This is a genomic window from Curtobacterium sp. MCSS17_006 (genome assembly GCF_003234215.1).
GTDB lineage: Bacteria > Actinomycetota > Actinomycetes > Actinomycetales > Microbacteriaceae > Curtobacterium > Curtobacterium flaccumfaciens.
Window position 1 is genome coordinate 205,813 of the sequence record NZ_QKSO01000002.1, and the last position, 17,034, is coordinate 222,846.

16 protein-coding genes are annotated in these 17,034 nt (G+C 70.6%); 4 read left to right on the forward strand and 12 right to left on the reverse strand.

What is annotated here, in order from left to right:
- Nucleotides 1-78: 78 nt before the first annotated feature.
- On the forward strand, nucleotides 79-1,038 hold the full coding sequence (locus DEJ21_RS03170) for a phosphodiesterase (RefSeq protein ID WP_111223668.1): 960 nt from the start codon (nucleotides 79-81) through the stop codon (nucleotides 1,036-1,038).
- A gap of 520 nt (nucleotides 1,039-1,558) precedes the next feature.
- Here DEJ21_RS03170 and DEJ21_RS03175 read toward each other — a convergent pair.
- The 4 genes from DEJ21_RS03175 to DEJ21_RS03190 are packed head-to-tail and all read right to left on the reverse strand — an operon-like array spanning nucleotide 1,559 to nucleotide 5,705.
- Nucleotides 1,559-3,112, reverse strand: a complete 1,554-nt coding sequence (locus DEJ21_RS03175; protein WP_071403837.1) for a stealth conserved region 3 domain-containing protein — start codon at nucleotides 3,110-3,112, stop codon at nucleotides 1,559-1,561.
- A 48-nt stretch (nucleotides 3,113-3,160) separates the two neighbouring features.
- Nucleotides 3,161-3,592: a DUF6804 family protein gene (locus DEJ21_RS03180; protein ID WP_111223669.1), complete on the reverse strand. Its 432-nt coding sequence runs from the start codon at nucleotides 3,590-3,592 to the stop codon at nucleotides 3,161-3,163.
- Nucleotides 3,592-4,176 carry a GDSL-type esterase/lipase family protein gene (locus tag DEJ21_RS03185; protein ID WP_027465610.1) on the reverse strand — a complete coding sequence of 195 codons (585 nt, stop codon included), beginning with the start codon at nucleotides 4,174-4,176 and terminating at the stop codon, nucleotides 3,592-3,594. Before DEJ21_RS03185 ends, DEJ21_RS03180 begins: the two co-directional genes overlap by 1 nt.
- Nucleotides 4,173-5,705: an SDR family oxidoreductase gene (locus DEJ21_RS03190; protein ID WP_175330830.1), complete on the reverse strand. Its 1,533-nt coding sequence runs from the start codon at nucleotides 5,703-5,705 to the stop codon at nucleotides 4,173-4,175. The genes DEJ21_RS03185 and DEJ21_RS03190 overlap by 4 nt, the downstream gene beginning before the upstream one ends.
- Nucleotides 5,706-5,748: 43 nt before the next feature.
- On the opposite strand from DEJ21_RS03190, the gene deoC reads away from it, so the two are divergent.
- The 3 genes from deoC (at nucleotide 5,749) to DEJ21_RS03205 (ending at nucleotide 8,337) form a co-directional block, all read left to right on the forward strand.
- Entirely contained in the window at nucleotides 5,749-6,480 is a 732-nt protein-coding gene (gene deoC / locus DEJ21_RS03195) for a deoxyribose-phosphate aldolase (RefSeq protein WP_111223670.1), read from the forward strand.
- A 134-nt stretch (nucleotides 6,481-6,614) separates the two neighbouring features.
- Nucleotides 6,615-7,568 carry an ROK family protein gene (locus DEJ21_RS03200; RefSeq protein WP_111223762.1) on the forward strand — a complete coding sequence of 318 codons (954 nt, stop codon included), beginning with the start codon at nucleotides 6,615-6,617 and terminating at the stop codon, nucleotides 7,566-7,568.
- A 196-nt stretch (nucleotides 7,569-7,764) separates the two neighbouring features.
- Nucleotides 7,765-8,337 carry a hypothetical protein gene (locus tag DEJ21_RS03205; RefSeq protein WP_111223671.1) on the forward strand — a complete coding sequence of 191 codons (573 nt, stop codon included), beginning with the start codon at nucleotides 7,765-7,767 and terminating at the stop codon, nucleotides 8,335-8,337.
- 311 nt (nucleotides 8,338-8,648) lie between these two features.
- Here the strand turns inward: DEJ21_RS03205 and DEJ21_RS03210 are convergent, their stop codons facing one another.
- From DEJ21_RS03210 to ruvC, 8 genes are all read right to left on the reverse strand, one after another.
- Nucleotides 8,649-10,973, reverse strand: a complete 2,325-nt coding sequence (locus DEJ21_RS03210; protein WP_258374860.1) for a bifunctional (p)ppGpp synthetase/guanosine-3',5'-bis(diphosphate) 3'-pyrophosphohydrolase — start codon at nucleotides 10,971-10,973, stop codon at nucleotides 8,649-8,651.
- Between the two features lie 69 nt (nucleotides 10,974-11,042).
- The gene (locus tag DEJ21_RS03215; protein ID WP_111223672.1) at nucleotides 11,043-11,390 is read right to left on the reverse strand and encodes a rhodanese-like domain-containing protein; all 348 of its coding nucleotides are present in this window, start codon (nucleotides 11,388-11,390) and stop codon (nucleotides 11,043-11,045) included.
- Nucleotides 11,390-12,394 carry a protein translocase subunit SecF gene (gene secF / locus DEJ21_RS03220; protein WP_071403841.1) on the reverse strand — a complete coding sequence of 335 codons (1,005 nt, stop codon included), beginning with the start codon at nucleotides 12,392-12,394 and terminating at the stop codon, nucleotides 11,390-11,392. Before secF ends, DEJ21_RS03215 begins: the two co-directional genes overlap by 1 nt.
- Nucleotides 12,394-14,145, reverse strand: a complete 1,752-nt coding sequence (secD, locus tag DEJ21_RS03225; protein WP_111223673.1) for a protein translocase subunit SecD — start codon at nucleotides 14,143-14,145, stop codon at nucleotides 12,394-12,396. The genes secF and secD overlap by 1 nt, the downstream gene beginning before the upstream one ends.
- Before the next feature lie 91 nt (nucleotides 14,146-14,236).
- Entirely contained in the window at nucleotides 14,237-14,638 is a 402-nt protein-coding gene (gene yajC, locus DEJ21_RS03230; RefSeq protein ID WP_051596726.1) for a preprotein translocase subunit YajC, read from the reverse strand.
- A 90-nt stretch (nucleotides 14,639-14,728) separates the two neighbouring features.
- Complete coding sequence (ruvB, locus tag DEJ21_RS03235) at nucleotides 14,729-15,772, reverse strand: Holliday junction branch migration DNA helicase RuvB (RefSeq protein WP_071403843.1); 1,044 nt, start codon at nucleotides 15,770-15,772, stop codon at nucleotides 14,729-14,731.
- On the reverse strand, nucleotides 15,769-16,389 hold the full coding sequence (ruvA, locus tag DEJ21_RS03240; RefSeq protein WP_111223674.1) for a Holliday junction branch migration protein RuvA: 621 nt from the start codon (nucleotides 16,387-16,389) through the stop codon (nucleotides 15,769-15,771). Before ruvA ends, ruvB begins: the two co-directional genes overlap by 4 nt.
- Entirely contained in the window at nucleotides 16,386-17,033 is a 648-nt protein-coding gene (gene ruvC, locus DEJ21_RS03245) for a crossover junction endodeoxyribonuclease RuvC (protein ID WP_035808297.1), read from the reverse strand. The genes ruvA and ruvC overlap by 4 nt, the downstream gene beginning before the upstream one ends.
- Nucleotide 17,034 lies beyond the last annotated feature (1 nt).

Genomic DNA, 17,034 nt, shown 5'->3' on the forward strand with positions numbered 1-17,034 from the left:
CACTCTCGCATGCTGGACTCGTCCAGGACGGTGTGGCAACGTGTTGCACCACGCATCCGCCAACGGAATGAGACCCCGATGGACAGCCGGACGGCCGAACACCCCAGGCCGAACCACTTCCTCCTCCACCTCAGCGACACGCACCTCGTCTCCGGGGACCGCGACCTGTACGGCGATGTCGACTCCGCCGCTCGGCTCACGCAGATCGTCGCGGACATCGAAGCCTCGGGCACGCGTCCCGAAGCGATCGTCGTCACCGGCGACGTGGCCGACAAAGGTGAGCCGGGCGCGTACGCCCGGGTCCGCGAGATCCTCGAACCGGCCGCGCAGCGCATCGGTGCACAGATCATCTGGGCGATGGGGAACCACGACGAGCGCGGTGCCTTCCGCCAGGAGCTCTTCGGCCTGCAGCCCACCGATCGCCCGGTCGACTTCGTCTACGACGTCAACGGCCTCCGCGTGATCACCCTCGACACGAGCGTGCCGGGTCACCACCACGGTGCGGTCTCCCCCGAGCAGCTCGACTGGCTCGCCGAGGTCCTGTCCGAGGCCGCGCCGCACGGCACCATCCTCGCGATGCACCACCCTCCCGTGCCGAGCGTCCAGGACCTCACCGTCCTCGTCGAGCTCCGCGACCAGCAGGCCCTCGCCGAGGTCGTCGAGGGAAGTGACGTCCTCGCCATCATCGCCGGGCACCTGCACTACTCCACCAGTGCGGTGTTCGCCGGCATCCCGGTGTCCGTCGCCAGCGCCACCTGCTACACGCAGGACCTCACGGAGTACCAGGGCGGCACCCGCGGACGAGACGGTGCGCAGTCGTTCAACCTCGTGCACGTCTACGGCCACAACGTCGTGCACTCGGTCGTGCCGATCGGGCACTACGCGACCGTCGGACAGCCCGTCTCCGCGCTCGAGACCGAGGCGAAGCTCGCGGCGCACGGCGTGACGATCCCCGCGGCCGTCGAGCCGGCACCGGTCACCTCGAGCATCCCGGTGTTCACGCTCGACTCGGTGCCCGTCTCCCCCATCCACCGGTAGCGTCGCGCACTTCGAGTGCAGAAGAGGTCGGGTCCGTGGTGCGGACCCGACCTCTTCTGCTCACCAATTGCGGGCGCGCGTCGCCGCGCGCGCGGTGGACCCGCTGCGCGGCGGCCGGGAGGCGCGTGGCGGCGCCGACTCGCGCCTCCCGGCCCGCGGGGTGGTCGCGACTCACCGCAGGTGCTGCGTCGCCTGGTCTCGTTCTGTTGGTTGCCGGCGGCGGAGGCGGCGGGTTGCGACCGTTCGGCGTGGGGGTGGCGGGGTGTCGTGACCGGTCGAGGTCCGTCGAGGCCGGTGGGGCCGTCCGAACCACGTGGCCGGGTTCCGGCGCCGGGCCCGCAGGCTCGCCCGGAGCGCCCCAGCAGGCCGCTGGGGCGCTCCCAGCAGGCCGCTGGCGCGTCCTGAGCGCTGGGACGCTCCCAGCAAGGCCGCTGGCGCGTCCTGAGCGCTGGGACGCTCCCAGCAAGGCCGCTGGCGCGTCCTAGACGCTGGGGCGCTCCCAGCAGGCCGCTGGCGCGTCCTAAGCGCTGGGGCGCTCCCACGGCGCAGGGAACGGGAAGTAGCGCTCCAGGAAGCCCGTGACGCGCTGCGTGCGCTCTTCGTCGCTGACCTCGGGGAAGCTGCCGTCGTTCAGGCAGAAGAAGTCCACGTTCCGCTTCTTCAGCAGCTCGTCGAGGGCCTTGAGTCCGGAGACCATGGTCGTGTCGATGTACCCGACGGCCGCGTTCTCCTGGATGATCGCCCGGCCGGTGAGCAGCGAGTAGTAGTGGTACAGCGAGTTCGTCACCGAGATGTTGTCGGCGGCGCGGAAGCGTGAGGCCGCAGTGGCCGCGAACTCGTCGGCGAACTCGTGCTCCATCTCGGTCATGATCGAGGCGCGCAGGGGCGTCGGGGCGTGCTCGAGGTGCCGGGTCGTCACCGCACCGAAGCGCTGCTGCAGCAGGCGACGGTTCACGCGGGCGGAGTTCTCGAAACCGCTGCGTGCCGGGTTGTTGGAGCCGAGGCCGATCCGGGTCGACGCGAGGATGAACTTCGTGACCGATCCGGGGCTGTAGAACACCGAAGGGTCGACGAGGCGCCCGAAGAACATGTCGTCGTTCGAGTAGATGAAGTGCTCGCTGATGCCCGGGATGTGGTGCAGCTGCGACTCGACGGCCTGCGAGTTGTGCGTCGGCAGCACGGACGGGTCGGCGAAGAACTCCTCGCTGCGGACGATGCGGACCTTCGGGTGCTCGGCGAGCCAGTGCGGCGCCGGGGAGTCCGTCGCGATGTAGATCTGGCGGATCCACGGCGCGAAGGTGTGCACCGATCGGAGCGCGTACTTCAGCTCGTCGATCTGGCGGAACCGGGCCGGGGCGTCGTCGCCCTCGCCCAGGACCGCGTTCGACTGTGCGGCCTGGCGGGCGCGCTGGTACTCGATGGCGTTGCCGTCGACCCACGAGAAGACGATGTCGATCGGGAACCGGATGTCCGAGACGTGGTCGTCGAACATGTGCTCGACGGTGCGCCAGGTGCGGCCGTAGCGCTCGATGTCGACGAGGACGAACTCGTCGATCGGCAGGCTGCGACGCATCAGGGCGTTCTCGACGGGCGCGAGGACCTCGATGTCGGTGACGCGCCAGAACTCGAGCTGGACGCTCGTCTCTGCGCCGTAGCGCAGGCGTCCGAGCGGCTCGAGCCGCGGACGGAACACGCGGAGCACTGGTTCTTCGACGGAGCCGAGTCCGTCGTCCTGCACGAGCACGGCCGGCTTGCCCGGGGGCTTCGCGTAGAAGGGCTCGTTGACGGCCGCGGACATCACGGCGCTCTCGGCGCGCTGGCGGTCACGCTCGTCGAGGGCGATCACCGGGCGCTGGTCGTTGCCGCGGATGAGCAGGTGGTCGACGTCAGCCGCGGTGAGTGCGTCGTCGAGGAACAGCAGGTCCTCGATCATGGACTGCTGCGGCGTGAGGTGTCCGTTGATCAGGGTCAGCCGCCCCTTGCGGACGACGACATCGGATCGGTCGAGACCGCCGGAGGACGGTCGAGGGTTCAGCAGAGGACTCTCGGTCACCGGCTCGGTCTCGTCGTTCATCCATGCCCTTCGGGTGTGCGGCCGGGTCCTGTACCCGACCTGCCGATCCTACCGTCCGTCCGACTCGCGGGGCACCTTGACCACGATGCCCACCACGATGAACAGCGCGGCGGCCACCAGCTGCAGTGCCGCCCACACCTGTCCGGGGATCGGCACCGTGACGAGCGGGTTCCAGCAGACGGCGACTGCGGCCATGAGCAGGGCGGCCCACCAGACCTTGCCGCGCACGCTGAAGACCAGCACGATCAACGCGAGCACCGTGACGCCCCAGCGGGCGAAGACGAAGCCCGACGAGTCGACGATGGCGACGCAGGCCAGCAGCACGATCGCCGCGATCATCGACGGCGCCAGCGCGGGCCGGGTGAAGGGCGGGGTGGTGCGGTCACCGTTGGCGGGTGCGGCGGCTGCGGGTCGCGGGGACCCTGCGGGCACGCCGTGCTGGGACGACCCCACCGGGGGCCGCCCCTTGCGTGCGGCCATCAGTCCGAGGAGCCGTCGAGGTCGATCGCCTGGATCGACCGCGACATCGGCGGCAGGTCGCGGACGCGCTCGAGCGCCGGCACCAGCTCACCGACCAGCGCGCGGTAGCCGTCTTCGGTCAGGTGCAGGCCGTCCTCGGTGAAGCGGGCGTCCAGGTGGTCGCCGTCGGCCAGGGCGGGCCAGGCGTCGAGGTACTGCGCGTGGCACGTGGCGACGAACTGGCGGAGGTGTCGGTTGGCCTGCTCGATCTTCGTGGCGTACTCGGCCTGCCGGGGCAGGATCGACACGAGCAGCAGGCGCACGCCCGGCAGCTCGCGGCGGAGCGTGACCAGGATGGTCTCGACGTTGCGGACCACGTGCTCGGCGCTGGCGCGGTGGTTGCCGAAGTCGTTCGTGCCGATGAGCAGCACGATCACCTCGGGCTGTTCGGCGACGACGGCGTCGAGGCGCGTCAGCACGCCGTCGGTCGTGTCGCCACCGATGCCCTGGTTCAGCGTGTGCTCGTCGGGGAGCCAGGTGTCCCAGTCGCCCTGTTCGGTGATGCTGTCCCCCAGGAAGAGGACGGGGCTGCGGTCGTCGGTCATGCTGCCTCCTCGTGCGCCGGCTCGGGGGTCCCGGTCTGCTGCGTCCGGTTGCGCTGCGTGGACTCGGTGTGGTCGGACTCCCGCTCGGCGGCGGCGGTGATGCGCTCGACCATACCGGGGAAGATGACGCCGTGGAACGGCAGGATGCCGTACCAGTACAGCCGCCCGGCCAGGCCCTGCGGGAAGTAGATCGCCCGCTGGTGGTAGTCGCTGCCGCCGTCGGGGTTCGGTGTGACGGTCATCTCGAGCCACGCACGACCGGGCGACTTGAACTCGGCGCGGAGCCGCAGGTACCGGCCGCGCTCGAGTCGTTCGACGCGCCACCAGTCGAGCGCGTCACCCTGCTCCAGGCGCTGCTGGTCACGCCGGCCGCGGTTCAGGCCGACACCGCCGGCGATCTTGTCCATCCAGCCGCGGGCGACCCAGGCGAGCGGGAACGAGTACCAGCCGTTGTCGCCGCCGATCGACTCGACGACGCGCCAGACGTCCTCTGCGGAGGCACTGGAGTGCCGCTTCCGGTCGTCGACGTAGACGGTGTGCCCGGCCCAGTCGGGGTCGTTCGGCATCGGGTCGGCCGAGGCGCTCGAGAGCGTCGCGCTGCGCCAGCTCGTCTGGACCTGACCGCTGCGCATCTTGTTGAGCGCGAGGCGGACGGCCCGACGGTACGACGTGAGCCCGCCCTCGGGCTGCGGCACGACGTCGTCGATGTCGTGCTCGCGCTGCACGCACTCGAACTGCAGCGACTCGATGATCGGCGTCGCGAGCTTGCGCGGGATCGGGGTGACGGCGTTGAACCAGTGCGCGGCGAGGCGCGGGGTGAGCACCGGCAGGACCGTGATCGGGCGCTGGGGCAGCTTCGCCTCGACCGCGTAGCCGTTCAGCATCTGGCCGTACCGCAGGACGTCGGGGCCGCCGATGTCGAAGGTGCGGTTGACGTCGGCGGGGACGTCGAGCGCGGCCACCAGGTAGTACAGGACGTCGCGGACCGCGATCGGCTGGATGTGGTTGCGGACCCAGCGCGGCGCGGGCATCCACGGCAGGACGTCGGTCAGGTGCCGGATCATCTCGAACGAGGTGCTGCCCGAGCCGATCACGACCCCGGCCTGGTACGCCACCGTCGGCACGCCCGAGCCGAGGAGGATCTCCCCCACCTCCTTGCGGCTGCGGAGGTGCTTGGACAGCTCGCCGTCCGGGTGCAGCCCGCCCAGGTAGACGAACCGGCTGACGCCGGCCGCCTTCGCCTCGCGCGCCATGGTCTCGGCGGCCTCGCGCTCGGCCGACTCGAAGTCGCCGTCGGCCCCCATCGCGTGGGCCAGGTAGTAGACCGCCTCGATCCCGTCGACGGCGGCGCGTACCGCCTCGGCGTCCTGGAGGTCGCCCTCCGCGACGTCGACCTCACTGCTCCACGGGACGTCCTGGAGCTTCCGGGGGTTGCGCACGAACACCCGGACGGAGTGGCCGGCTTCGAGGAGACGAGGGACGAGACGACCACCGATGTACCCGGTGGCGCCGGTGACGAGGACCTGCATGCCCTGCACGCTACGCGGCACGCCTGACGGGTAGGCTTGCCGGGTGGACAACGCAGCCTTCCCCGTCACCGTCGATGCCGTCCGTGGCCTCATCGACCACGCGATCCTGAAGCCCGAACTCACCCGCGCGGACGTCGACGCCCAACTCGACGAAGCCGCCGCCCACCGCGTCTTCAGCGTCTGCGTCCGTCCGAGCGACGTCGCCCACGCCGTCGAGCGCCTCACGGGCACCGGAGTCGGCGTCGGCACCGTGATCGGCTTCCCGCACGGCACCACGTCCACCGCGGCGAAGGTCGCAGAGTCGCTGCAGGCCCTGGCCGACGGCGCGTTCGAGCTCGACATGGTGCAGAACATCGGCGCAGCAAAGTCGGGCGACTGGCAGCGCGTCGAGCAGGACGTCCGTGCGGTCGTCGACGCCGCGGGCGACACCGTGGTCAAGGTGATCCTCGAGACCGCGTTCCTGACCGACGACGAGATCGTCGCGGCGTCGCGTGCGGCACAGACCGCCGGCGCCGCCTTCGTGAAGACCTCGACCGGGTTCGCCGGCGGTGGCGCGACGGCCGAGCACATCGCCCTCATGCGCCGCACGGTCGGTGCCGACACCGGCGTGAAGGCCTCCGGCGGCGTCCGCGGCCTCGACACCCTGCTCGAGATGGTCGAGGCGGGCGCCGACCGCATCGGCACGAGCGCCTCGGCCCGCATCCTCGACGAGGTCGCGCACCGCGCCGAGACGGGCGCCGCGTCGGCGCTCGGCGACGACACGACGTCTTACTGAACCCACTGGGCTGACCCCACCGCGCTGAGCCCACGCACCCAGCACGACCCACCACGACCAGGCCGGTGCCCACCGGACGCGACGACGCGTCGGCGACCCGCACCGTGCCTCCAGACCGCCGCATCGGAGCGCGCATGTCCAGCACCGCACCCCAGTCCCCCGCCCTCGCCCTGGCCGTCGACCTCGGCGGCACGAAGGTCGAGGCCGCGCTCGTCACCGACCAGGGCGTCGTGCTGCCGGCGACCCGGTTCCGCAGCCCCACCGGGCCGCAGCGCACCTCGGACGAGCTGCAGGCCGCCGTCGACGAGGTCGTCACGGCCGCGCTCGGCGCGCTGCCCGCCGACGCGACGCTCGTCGGCGTCGGCGTCGGTTCAGCCGGCCCGGTCGACGAGGAGCACGGCCTCGTCTCCCCGCTCAACATGCCGGTCTGGCGTGGCCACCCGCTGCGCGACCGGATCGCGGCACTCGTGCCGGACGACGTCCCGGTGACGCTCCGCATGGACGGCCTGGCGATCACCCTCGCCGAGCACTGGGTCGGCGCGGCCCAGGGCTACGAGCACGTCATGGGCATGATCGTCTCCACCGGCGTCGGCGGCGGGCTCATCCTGCACGGTCGCACCGTCAGCGGACCGACGGGCAACGCCGGCCACATCGGCCACGTCGAGTGCGGCGGCTACGACGACCCCTGCGCCTGCGGGGGCACCGGCTGCCTCGAGGCGATCGCCAGCGGCCCGAAGACCGTCGCCTGGGCCCGGCGTCAGGGCTTCGCCGGCACGACCGGCGAGGAGCTCTCGGCTGCGTACGCCGCCGGCGACGAGATCGCGGTCGCCGCGGTCCAGCGGAGCGGCCGTGCCCTCGGGCAGGCCATCGCCGCCGCCACGAGCCTGGTCGACCTCGAGATCGTCGCCGTCGGCGGCGGGTTCTCGCACGTCACCCCGGACCTGTTCGAGTACGCCCGGCAAGCCGTGGCGGAGCGCGTCGAGTTCGGGTTCGTCACGAAGGTGCAGATCGTGCCGACCGGGTTGTCCCAGGACGGTCCGCTCATCGGTGCCGCGGCGCTCGTGCACCGCGCCGACGTCCTGCGCTGAGCGCGCGCGTCGCGCCCGGCCGCGTCCGATCCGGCGCACGGTCGTCAGCTGGCTGCCTCGTCGAAGCGGCCCTCGCCGTGGACGTGACCGGCGACGGCCTGGAGGCGCGGTGCGGGCCCGCCACGGGCCTCCCGGCTTGCCCGTGGCTTGTCCACAGGCCTGTCGGTCGCGGCCGCAGGTCGGGCAGGATGTGCGGGTGCCCCGCCCGCGACTGCTGACCAGTGACGACTGGCCGGAACCCGAGTTGCGCGCGGCGGTCCTGGCCGGCGAGCTGGTCGCCGTCGGTCCCTGCTGGGCCTCCCCCGCTGAGCCGCAGACGCCGTCGTTGCGCGCCGCCGCTGCCGTCTGGGTCCTGCGGGACGCGCGGCTGATCGCCTGCACCCTGACCGCCGCGTGGATCTGGGGCGCGGTGTCGCGGCCGCCGGTGCCGCTCGAGGCCTGCATCCCGCCGCAGATCCGCGTCCACGTCGGGCCGGACGTGCGCCTGCGGGAGGTCCGGATCGACGTCGACGACACCGTCGAGCTCTCGCGGCTGCGGGTCACGGTGCCTGCGCGGACCGCGGTCGACCTGCTCCGGACGCCGGGCCCCTCGGCCGGTGCGTTCGGGGAGGCCGAGGCGACGGCCGTGCGCGGGCTGCTCGCGATCGGGGCGGTCACCGCTGCCGAGCTGCGGGCGCGCCTGACGTCGCTCGGGACGATCCCCATGGTGCGGCAGGCCGAGCGGCGGTTGCGGGGGCTGCAGGGCGCGGCTGGGGGTGCTGTGCGGTAGGGGTTGCGCGCTGGGTGCGGGCGCGGGTGGTCACAACTCCCCGCTCACGTCCGCCGAGTGGTCACGAACCGTCGGTTGGCAGGGCCGCAGGCGACAGTTCTTGACCGCTCGACGGTGCCCGCGCGACGATTCGTGACCGGTCGGCGGGCGGGAGGCCCGGGGCGGGGCCGCCACGGGCCTCCCGGTCCGGCGCATGCGAGCGGTCACGACACCCCGCTCACGTCCGCCGAGTGGTCACGGACTGTCGGTTGGCGGGGCCGCAGTCGACGGTTGCTGACCGGTCGACGGCCGGGCCGCGCGGGGCCCTGCCGCTAGCCGGCGCTGACGCGGTAGACGTCGTAGACGGCGTCGATGCGTCGCACCGCGTTGAGCACGCGGTCGAGGTGGATGGTGTCGCCCATCTCGAACACGAACCGGCTCAGCGCGAGACGGTCGGACGAGGTCGAAACCGTCGCGGACAGGATGTTCACGTGGTGGTCCGTCAGCACCCGGGTGACGTCGCTGAGCAGGCCCGACCGATCGAGCGCCTCGATCTGGATCTGGACCAGGAACACCGACTTCGACGACGGGGCCCACTCGACCTCGATCATCCGGTCGGGCTCGTTCATGAGCGACTTCACGTTGGTGCACGACGACTGGTGCACCGAGACGCCCTGGCCGCGGGTGATGAAGCCCACGATCTGGTCACCAGGCACCGGTGTGCAGCACTTCGCGAGCTTCACGAGGATGTCGGGCGCACCGCGGACCAGCACGCCGCTGTCACTCGTGCGCAGCTGGCGACTGGTGACCTGGCGCGGGAACGCGAGTTCGGGTTCGTCGGTCTCGGTCTCGGTCTGGACGTTGCCGAGGACCTTCTCGATCACCGACTGCGTCGAGACGTGGCCCTCGCCGATGGCGGCGTACAGGGCGGAGACGTCCTCGTACCGCATCGACGAGGCGACCTCGGCGATGCTGTCCTGGCTCATGATGCGCTGGAGCGGCAGGTTCTGCTTGCGCATCGCCCGGGCGATGGCGTCGCGACCCTGCTCGATCGCCTCTTCGCGGCGCTCCTTGGTGAACCACTGCTTGATCTTGTTGCGCGCGCGGGGGCTGCGGACGAACTGCAGCCAGTCCTGGGAGGGGCCGGAGTCGGGGTTCTTCGACGTGAAGATCTCGACGACGTCGCCGCTGGACAACTGGCTCTCGAGCGGCACCAGGCGGCCGTTGACCTTCGCACCCATCGTGCGGTGGCCGATCTCGGTGTGCACGGCGTAGGCGAAGTCGACCGGCGTGGCTCCCGCGGGGAGTCCGATGACCTTGCCCTGGGGTGTGAAGACGTAGGTCTCCTTGGCGCCGATCTCGTAGCGCAGGGAGTCGAGGAACTCGCCCGGGTCGCTGGTCTCGGCCTGCCAGTCGGTGATGTGGGCGAGCCACGCCATGTCCTGGTCGTCCGTGGTCGACGAGGTGCCGGCGTCACGGCCGGCAGCGCGTTGCTTGTACTTCCAGTGGGCGGCGACACCGAACTCGGCGCGCTGGTGCATCTCGTGCGTGCGGATCTGGATCTCGACCGCACGACCCTGCGGTCCGAGCACCGTGGTGTGCAGCGACTGGTACAGGTTGAACTTGGGGGTCGCGATGTAGTCCTTGAAGCGACCGGGCAGCGGGGTCCAGCGGGCGTGCACCGAGCCGAGCATGGCGTAGCAGTCGCGCACGGTCGGCACGAGCACGCGGATGCCGACGAGGTCGTAGATCTCGTCGAACTCGCGACCCCGCATGATCATCTTCTGGTAGATCGAGTAGTACTGCTTCGGCCGACCCATGACGTCGCCGCGGACCTTGGCGGCCTTCAGGTCCTTCTTCAGGGTCCCGATGACGTTCTGGACGAACTGCTCGCGCTTCGGCTGGCGTTCCTTGACCAGGCTGTCGATCTCGACGTAGAGCTTCGGGTGCAGGACCGCGAACGACAGGTCCTCGAGCTCGAGCTTGATCATCTGGATGCCGAGCCGGTGCGCGAGCGGCGCGTAGATCTCGAGCGTCTCCTTCGCCTTGCGTGTGGCGGAGGTCGACTCGACGAAGCCCCACGTGCGGGCGTTGTGCAGGCGGTCGGCGAGCTTGATGACGAGGACGCGGATGTCCTTCGACATGGCGATGACCATCTTGCGGACGGTCTCGGCCTGGGCGCTGTCGCCGTACTTGACCTTGTCGAGCTTGGTGACGCCGTCGACGAGCATCGCGATCTCGTCGCCGAAGTCGGCCCGCAGCTGGTCGAGCTGGTAGTCGGTGTCCTCCACCGTGTCGTGCAGGAGGGCGGCCGCGATGGTGATCGTGCCGATGCCGAGGTCGGCCAGGATCTGCGCGACCGCGACGGGGTGCGTGATGTACGGCTCACCGGACTTGCGCTTCTGCCCGTCGTGCGCGCGCTCGGCGACCGAGTAGGCCCGCTCGATGAGCGTCACGTCGGCCTTGGGGTGGTGCGAGCGGACCGTGCGGATCAGTGTGTCCACGGCGCCGGCCGGCTGGGCGCGCGAGAACAGGCGCGGCAGCAGCGAGCGGAGGGAACCGAGGTTGCCGGTGGTGTTCGGACCGATCGGGCTCGAGGGCCGCGGGGCGGAACCCGGGCGGCTCGGCGCGGACGGCTCTTCGCGGGTGTCCGTCATGATGCGCCTCCCAGGACTCGGTCCGAGAGCTCGATCCGAGCTCGATCCGACAAGACTACGCGTCCCCGGTCAGTGCCCGTGACGCGGTTCGCCCTGGGCGTCGCGCTCCACCGGTGCCCCCGCCTGCTCCCAGGCGAGCATGCCGCCGGAGAGGTTGACGGCCGGGACCCCCGACTGCTCGAGCGCCGCGACGATGCGCGACGAACGGCCGCCGGAGTGGCAGACGATGATGGCCGGCTGGTCGCCGCCGTCGATCTCCTGCCAGCGGTCCACGAACTCCGACATCGGCACGAGCGTGGCCTGGGGAGCGTGGACCTCGTCCCACTCCCCCTGCTCACGGACGTCGAACAGGCGGGCTCCGGCGTCGATGCGGCGCTGGGCCTCGGCGACGTCGATGTCCTGGATCTCGATGGGCATCAGACGTTCGCCTCCGCTGCGTCGACCTCACGCCGGCGCTTCTCGGCCGCCGCGGTCTTCTTGGCGTCCGACTCCTTGATCTTCGGCTCGTTCTCGCGCAGCTGCGCGTACATCGGCGACGCGATGAAGATCGTCGAGTAGGTGCCGACGATGATGCCGATGAACAGTGCGAGCGAGATGTCGCGCAGCGTACCGGCGCCGAGCACGTACGACCCGATGAAGAGGATCGCCGCGACCGGCAGCAGTGCCACGACCGAGGTGTTGATCGATCGGACGAGGGTCTGGTTGACCGCGAGGTTGACCGACTGCTTGAACGTCCGGATCGACTCCTGCGCGGTGTTCTCACGCACCTTGTCGAAGACCACCACGGTGTCGTAGAGCGAGTACCCGAGGATCGTCAGGAAGCCGATGACCGCCGCGGGCGTGACCTCGAGCCCGACGATGCCGTACACACCGGCCGTGATGAGCAGGTCGTGCAGCAGCGCCGCCATCGCGGACAGCGACATCTTCCAGGTGCGGAAGTACAGCGTCATGAAGACCGCGGCGAGGGCGAGGAAGATCACGAGACCACGGATGGCCTGCGCGAGCACGTCGGCACCCCACGTCGCGCCGATGAAGGTCGCGGCGACCTGGCTCTCCGGGACGTCGTAGGCCTTCGCCAGGGCGTCCTGCACCTCGGTCGTCTGCCGGTCGGTGAGCTGCCCGGTCTGGACCCGGATGCCGTGCGTGCCGAGCTGCGAGACGCGCGGGATCGACTCCGGGACGACGTCCTCGACGGTCTCGGTGGCGATGTTCTGGTCGAGCGTCTTGACGTCGGAGATCGTGAACTCCGAGCCGCCGGTGAACTCGATGCCGAGCTGGTACCCGCCACGGAGCCACGGGGTGACCAGGGAGATCAGGATCATCGCGAGGGCGATGAGGTACCAGGTCTTCCGGCGCCCGATGATGTCGTACGACCGCTTCCCCGTGTAGAGGTCGCTGCCGAACTGGCTGAAACTGGCCATCAGTCGTCCTTCCCGTCCGGCGTCGAGCCGTTGTCGCCGGAGGCCTGCTGGGCCTTCCGCTCCGCGATCGTCTGTCGGCGCTGCGCCTCACCGGCACTGCGCTGGCGCTTGCCGTCCACGACGGGTGCGCGGAACTGCGCACGCCCCCGGTAGACGGCACCGAGTGCTGCCGGGTCGAGCCCGCTGAACCGGTGGCCGTCCCCGAAGAACCGGGTCCGGGCGATGAGCTGCATCATCGGGTGGGTGAAGAGTGCGACCACCACGATGTCGATGAGGGTCGTGAGGAGCAGCGTGAACGCGAAGCCCTTCACGTCGGCGACCGCGAGCACGTAGAGCGTCACGGCGGCGAGGAAGTTCACCGCGTCCGACGCCAGGATCGTGCGGAGGGCACGCTTCCAGCCGGACTCGACCGCGCTCTCGAGGGCACGGCCGTCACGGAGTTCGTCACGGATGCGCTCGAAGTAGACGATGAACGAGTCCGCCGTGATGCCGATGGCGACGATGAGACCCGCCACACCCGCCAACGAGAGGCGGTAGTCGACGCGCCACGACATGATCGCGATCACCAGGTAGGTGAGCACGGCGGCGATCCCGAGCGACAGCACGGTGACGAACGCCAGGGCCCGGTACTGGATGACCGAGTAGATGATCACCAGGATCAGACCGATCAGGCCGGCGACGAGGCCACCGATGAGCTGCGCGGTGCCGAGCGTCGCGGAGATGTTCTCGTTCGACTGCACCTGGAAGTTGATCGGCAGCGCACCGTACTTGAGCTGGTCCGCCAGGGTCTTCGACGACTCGGCCGTGAACGACCCGGTGATCTGCGCCTTGCCGTTCGTGATCGCGGAGTTCGTCGTCGGCGCTGTGATGACCGAACCGTCGAGCACGATCGCGAACTGGTTCTGCGGCTGCTGGAGCGAGACGAGACGGTTCGTGACGGTACGGAAGTCCTTCGAGCCCTCGCCGTTGAACGTCAGGTTGACGGCCCACTGGCCCGTCGACGTGCCCTGCGAGTCGGTGGCGAGACCCGAGGTGGCGTTGCTGATGTCGGCACCGGAGACCTCGACCGGACCGAGGATGTACTTCCCCGCGCCGTCCTGGTCACACGTGACCAGGGGCTCGTCGTCGGGCGCCGTGGTGACGTCGTCCGGAGCCGCGCAGTTGTAGTTGGTGTACAGGTCCTGCAGCTTCGGCGTGACCCAGTTCAGGTCGCTCGCGTTCGTCGGCTTCGCGCTCGGCGTCGCGGCGAGCGAGGCCGGCGGCGAGTACGGCGTGGCCGATGCGGTGCCCTTGCCGTCGTCACCGACGGCGGAGTTCGTCGCGGCCTCGGTGAAGAGCACCGGACGGAAGGTCAGCTTGGCGGCTGCCTCGATGCGGTCGATCGTGGCCTTGTCGGGGCGACCCGGGATCGAGACGACGATGTTGTTCGCGCCCTGGGTGTTGATCTCGGACTCGGAGACACCGGTGGCGTCGATGCGCTGGCGGATGATGTTCACCGCCTGCTGCAGCTGCTGCGAGGTGACGGAGTCGCCCTCGGTGTTCTGCGCCGCGAGGGTCAGCTGCGTGCCGCCCTGCAGGTCCAGAGCCAGCTCCGGCACCCAGCTCGCGCCCTGGTACCACTTGTCGGTGTCGTCCTTCGAAGAGCCGGCGAGGATCGACGCGGCGGTGTTCACGCCGGCGAGGATCGCCATCAGGATCACCAACCAGGTGAGCGAGCGCAGCGCCTTCTTGACGGGTGTCGATCGTGCCACCGGTCGTCTCGTCTTTCTGTTCAGGACCGTCGGCACACCGTGCGACGGCAGAGGGAAGCCGCCGGGTCAGACGACCCGGCGGCCGAGGGCGTCAGTCGTCGGACTTGCGCTTCGTGGCGTCGGTCTCGTCGACGCGGTCGGTGTCGACACGCTCGCCGTAGACCGGCTCACCGTTGAGCTCGGCCACCGGCTTCGGCTCGTCCTCGGTGGTCGTGGTGGTCTCGACGTCGGACGCGTTGTCGTCGACGACGCGCGACAGGGTCTGGCGGTGCACGGTGACGATGGTCCCCGGTGCGATCTCGACGTCAGCGGTGACCTTCTCCTCGTTCACGGAGAGGAGCGTGCCGTAGAGGCCGAAGGACAGCATGACCTTGGCGCCCGGGACCATCTTGTCCACGAGTTCGGCCTGCTGCTTCTTGCGCTTGCGGCTGTTGTAGAACATGAAGGCCGCGAACGCCACGACGATGACGATGAGGATGACTTCTTGACCCATGATGCGTTGCCTTCTCTGGTTGCTCGGTTTCGGGCCGTAGCAGTCTAGGGCACGCCGGTGTCCGTGGCATGTCACTCGACTGATCGGCGTTCAGTCGTCGGTGTCCTGGTCGTCGAAGAGCCCCGGCTGCCCACCGTCGGCCTGTCCCGGGGTGAGGCCGAGGTGCCGCCAGGCACGTGGTGTGGCGATGCGCCCACGGGGCGTGCGCGTCACGAGACCGACCCGGACGAGGAACGGTTCGACGACGGACTCGATCGTCTCGGACTCCTCGCCGACGGAGACGGCGAGGGTGTTCAGCCCGACCGGGCCCCCGTCGAACCGGGTCAGCATGATCTCGACCACGGCCCGGTCGAGCCGGTCGAGCCCGAGTTCGTCGACGTCGTACAGGTCGAGTGCACCCTGGACCGCGGCCATGCCGTCGGTGGTGCGGTGCACGAGGGCGTAGTCGCGCACCCGGCGGAGCAGGCGGTTCGCGATGCGCGGGGTGCCCCGGGAGCGTCCGGCGATCTCGCGCAGGGCGGTCCGGTCGATGTCGAGTTCGAGCAGGTGGGCCGCACGGATCAGGACCTGCTCGAGCTCGTCCTTCTCGTAGAACTCGAGGTGGGCGGTGAACCCGAAGCGGTCGCGCAGCGGGTTCGGCAACAGGCCAGCCCGGGTGGTGGCGCCGACGAGCGTGAACGGTGCGAGGTCGAGCGGGATGCTCGTGGCACCCGCACCCTTGCCCACCATCACGTCGATGCGGAAGTCCTCCATCGCCAGGTAGAGCATCTCTTCTGCCGAGCGGGCCATGCGGTGGATCTCGTCGATGAACAGCACTTCGCCCGGGACCAGGGACGACAGCACGGCGGCGAGGTCACCGGCGTGCTGGATCGCCGGGCCGCTCGACATGCGCAGCGGTCGCCCGGTCTCGTGCGCGACGATCATCGCGAGCGTGGTCTTGCCGAGGCCGGGAGGACCCGCCATCAGGATGTGGTCGGGCGTGCGCTCCTGCATGCCCGCGGCCTTGAGGAGCAGGTCGAGCTGCCCGCGGACCTTGCGCTGCCCGACGAACTCGTCGAGCGAGCGCGGACGGAGCGCGCCTTCGAACGCGAGCTCCTCCTGCGACTCGGCGCCGGCGGACGTGATGCCGCTCACCGGCCGGCTGCCGCGGGTCGGAGTGCGCCGAGGGCGGCGCGGAGCAGGGCCTGGGTGCCCATCGCGGCGGCACCGGGCTCGTTGGCCACGGCGTCGTCGACCGCGGACTGTGCCGCGTCTTCGCGCCAGCCGAGGCCGATGAGCGCCGAGACGACGTCGACCGCGGCGGGGTGCACGGCGGTCCCCCGTGCGGCCGCGACCACGGCTGCCTGCTCGAAGGCCACGAGCTTGCCGGAGAGCGCGACGATGATGAGCTTGGCGGTCTTCGGGCCGATGCCGGAGACCTTGCGGAAGGCACCGTCGTCCTCGTTCGCGACGGCGTTCGCGATCTGCGCCGGGTCCATGTGGGCCAGGACGCCCATCGCGGACTTCGGGCCGACGCCGGAGACCCCGCGGAGCAGGTCGAACACCTGCAGCGCGTCGGTCGACTCGAAGCCGAAGAGCAGGTGCTCGTCCTCGCGCACGATCATGGCGGTCCGCACGAACACCTCGGCCCCGTGGCGCATCGTCAGCGCGTGCGCGGGGGTCACGGTGACGGCGTACCCGACTCCCCCGACCTCGATCACCACGGCCGAACCGGCGATGTCGATGCAGGTGCCCCGGAGACTCGCGATCATGCTCCGAGCCTAGGGCCGCCCACCGACGACGCCGACCTGCCACGCTGCGGGCGGGCCGCGGCGGCGGCCGCGCGGGCCAGCGGCGAGTCGACGGTGCCGCCCTGCGCGTCCCGCCAGGCGCGCTGTGCGGGGGTGAGGTTCGTGGCACGCGAGCCGGCGGCGTCGGGTGATCCGAGCCTCCAGGCATGGCACACGGCCAACGCGAGCGCGTCGGCGGCATCGGCCGGCTTCGGGGCCTCGTCGAGCCCGAGCACGCGCGCGATCATGGTCTGCACCTGACGCTTGTCGGCGTTGCCGTAGCCGGTGACGGCGGCCTTGACCTCGGACGGGGTGTGCAGCCCGACGGGCAGGCCGCGGGCGGCCGCGGCGTGCAGCGCCAGGCCGGCCGCCTGCGCGGTCCCCATCACGGTGCGGACGTTCGCCTGCGCGAACACCCGCTCGACGGCGACCGCATCGGGGTGGTGCTCGTCGATCTCGGCGGCGATGCCGTCGGCGATGCGGAGCAGCCGCTGCTCGAGCGGCATGTCCGGCGGGGTGCGCACGACCGTCACGTGGACGAGTCGTGCGCGCCGGTTCGGTGCGACCTCGACGACGCCGACGCCGCACCGGGTGAGCCCGGGGTCCACCCCGAGCACACGGAGCACG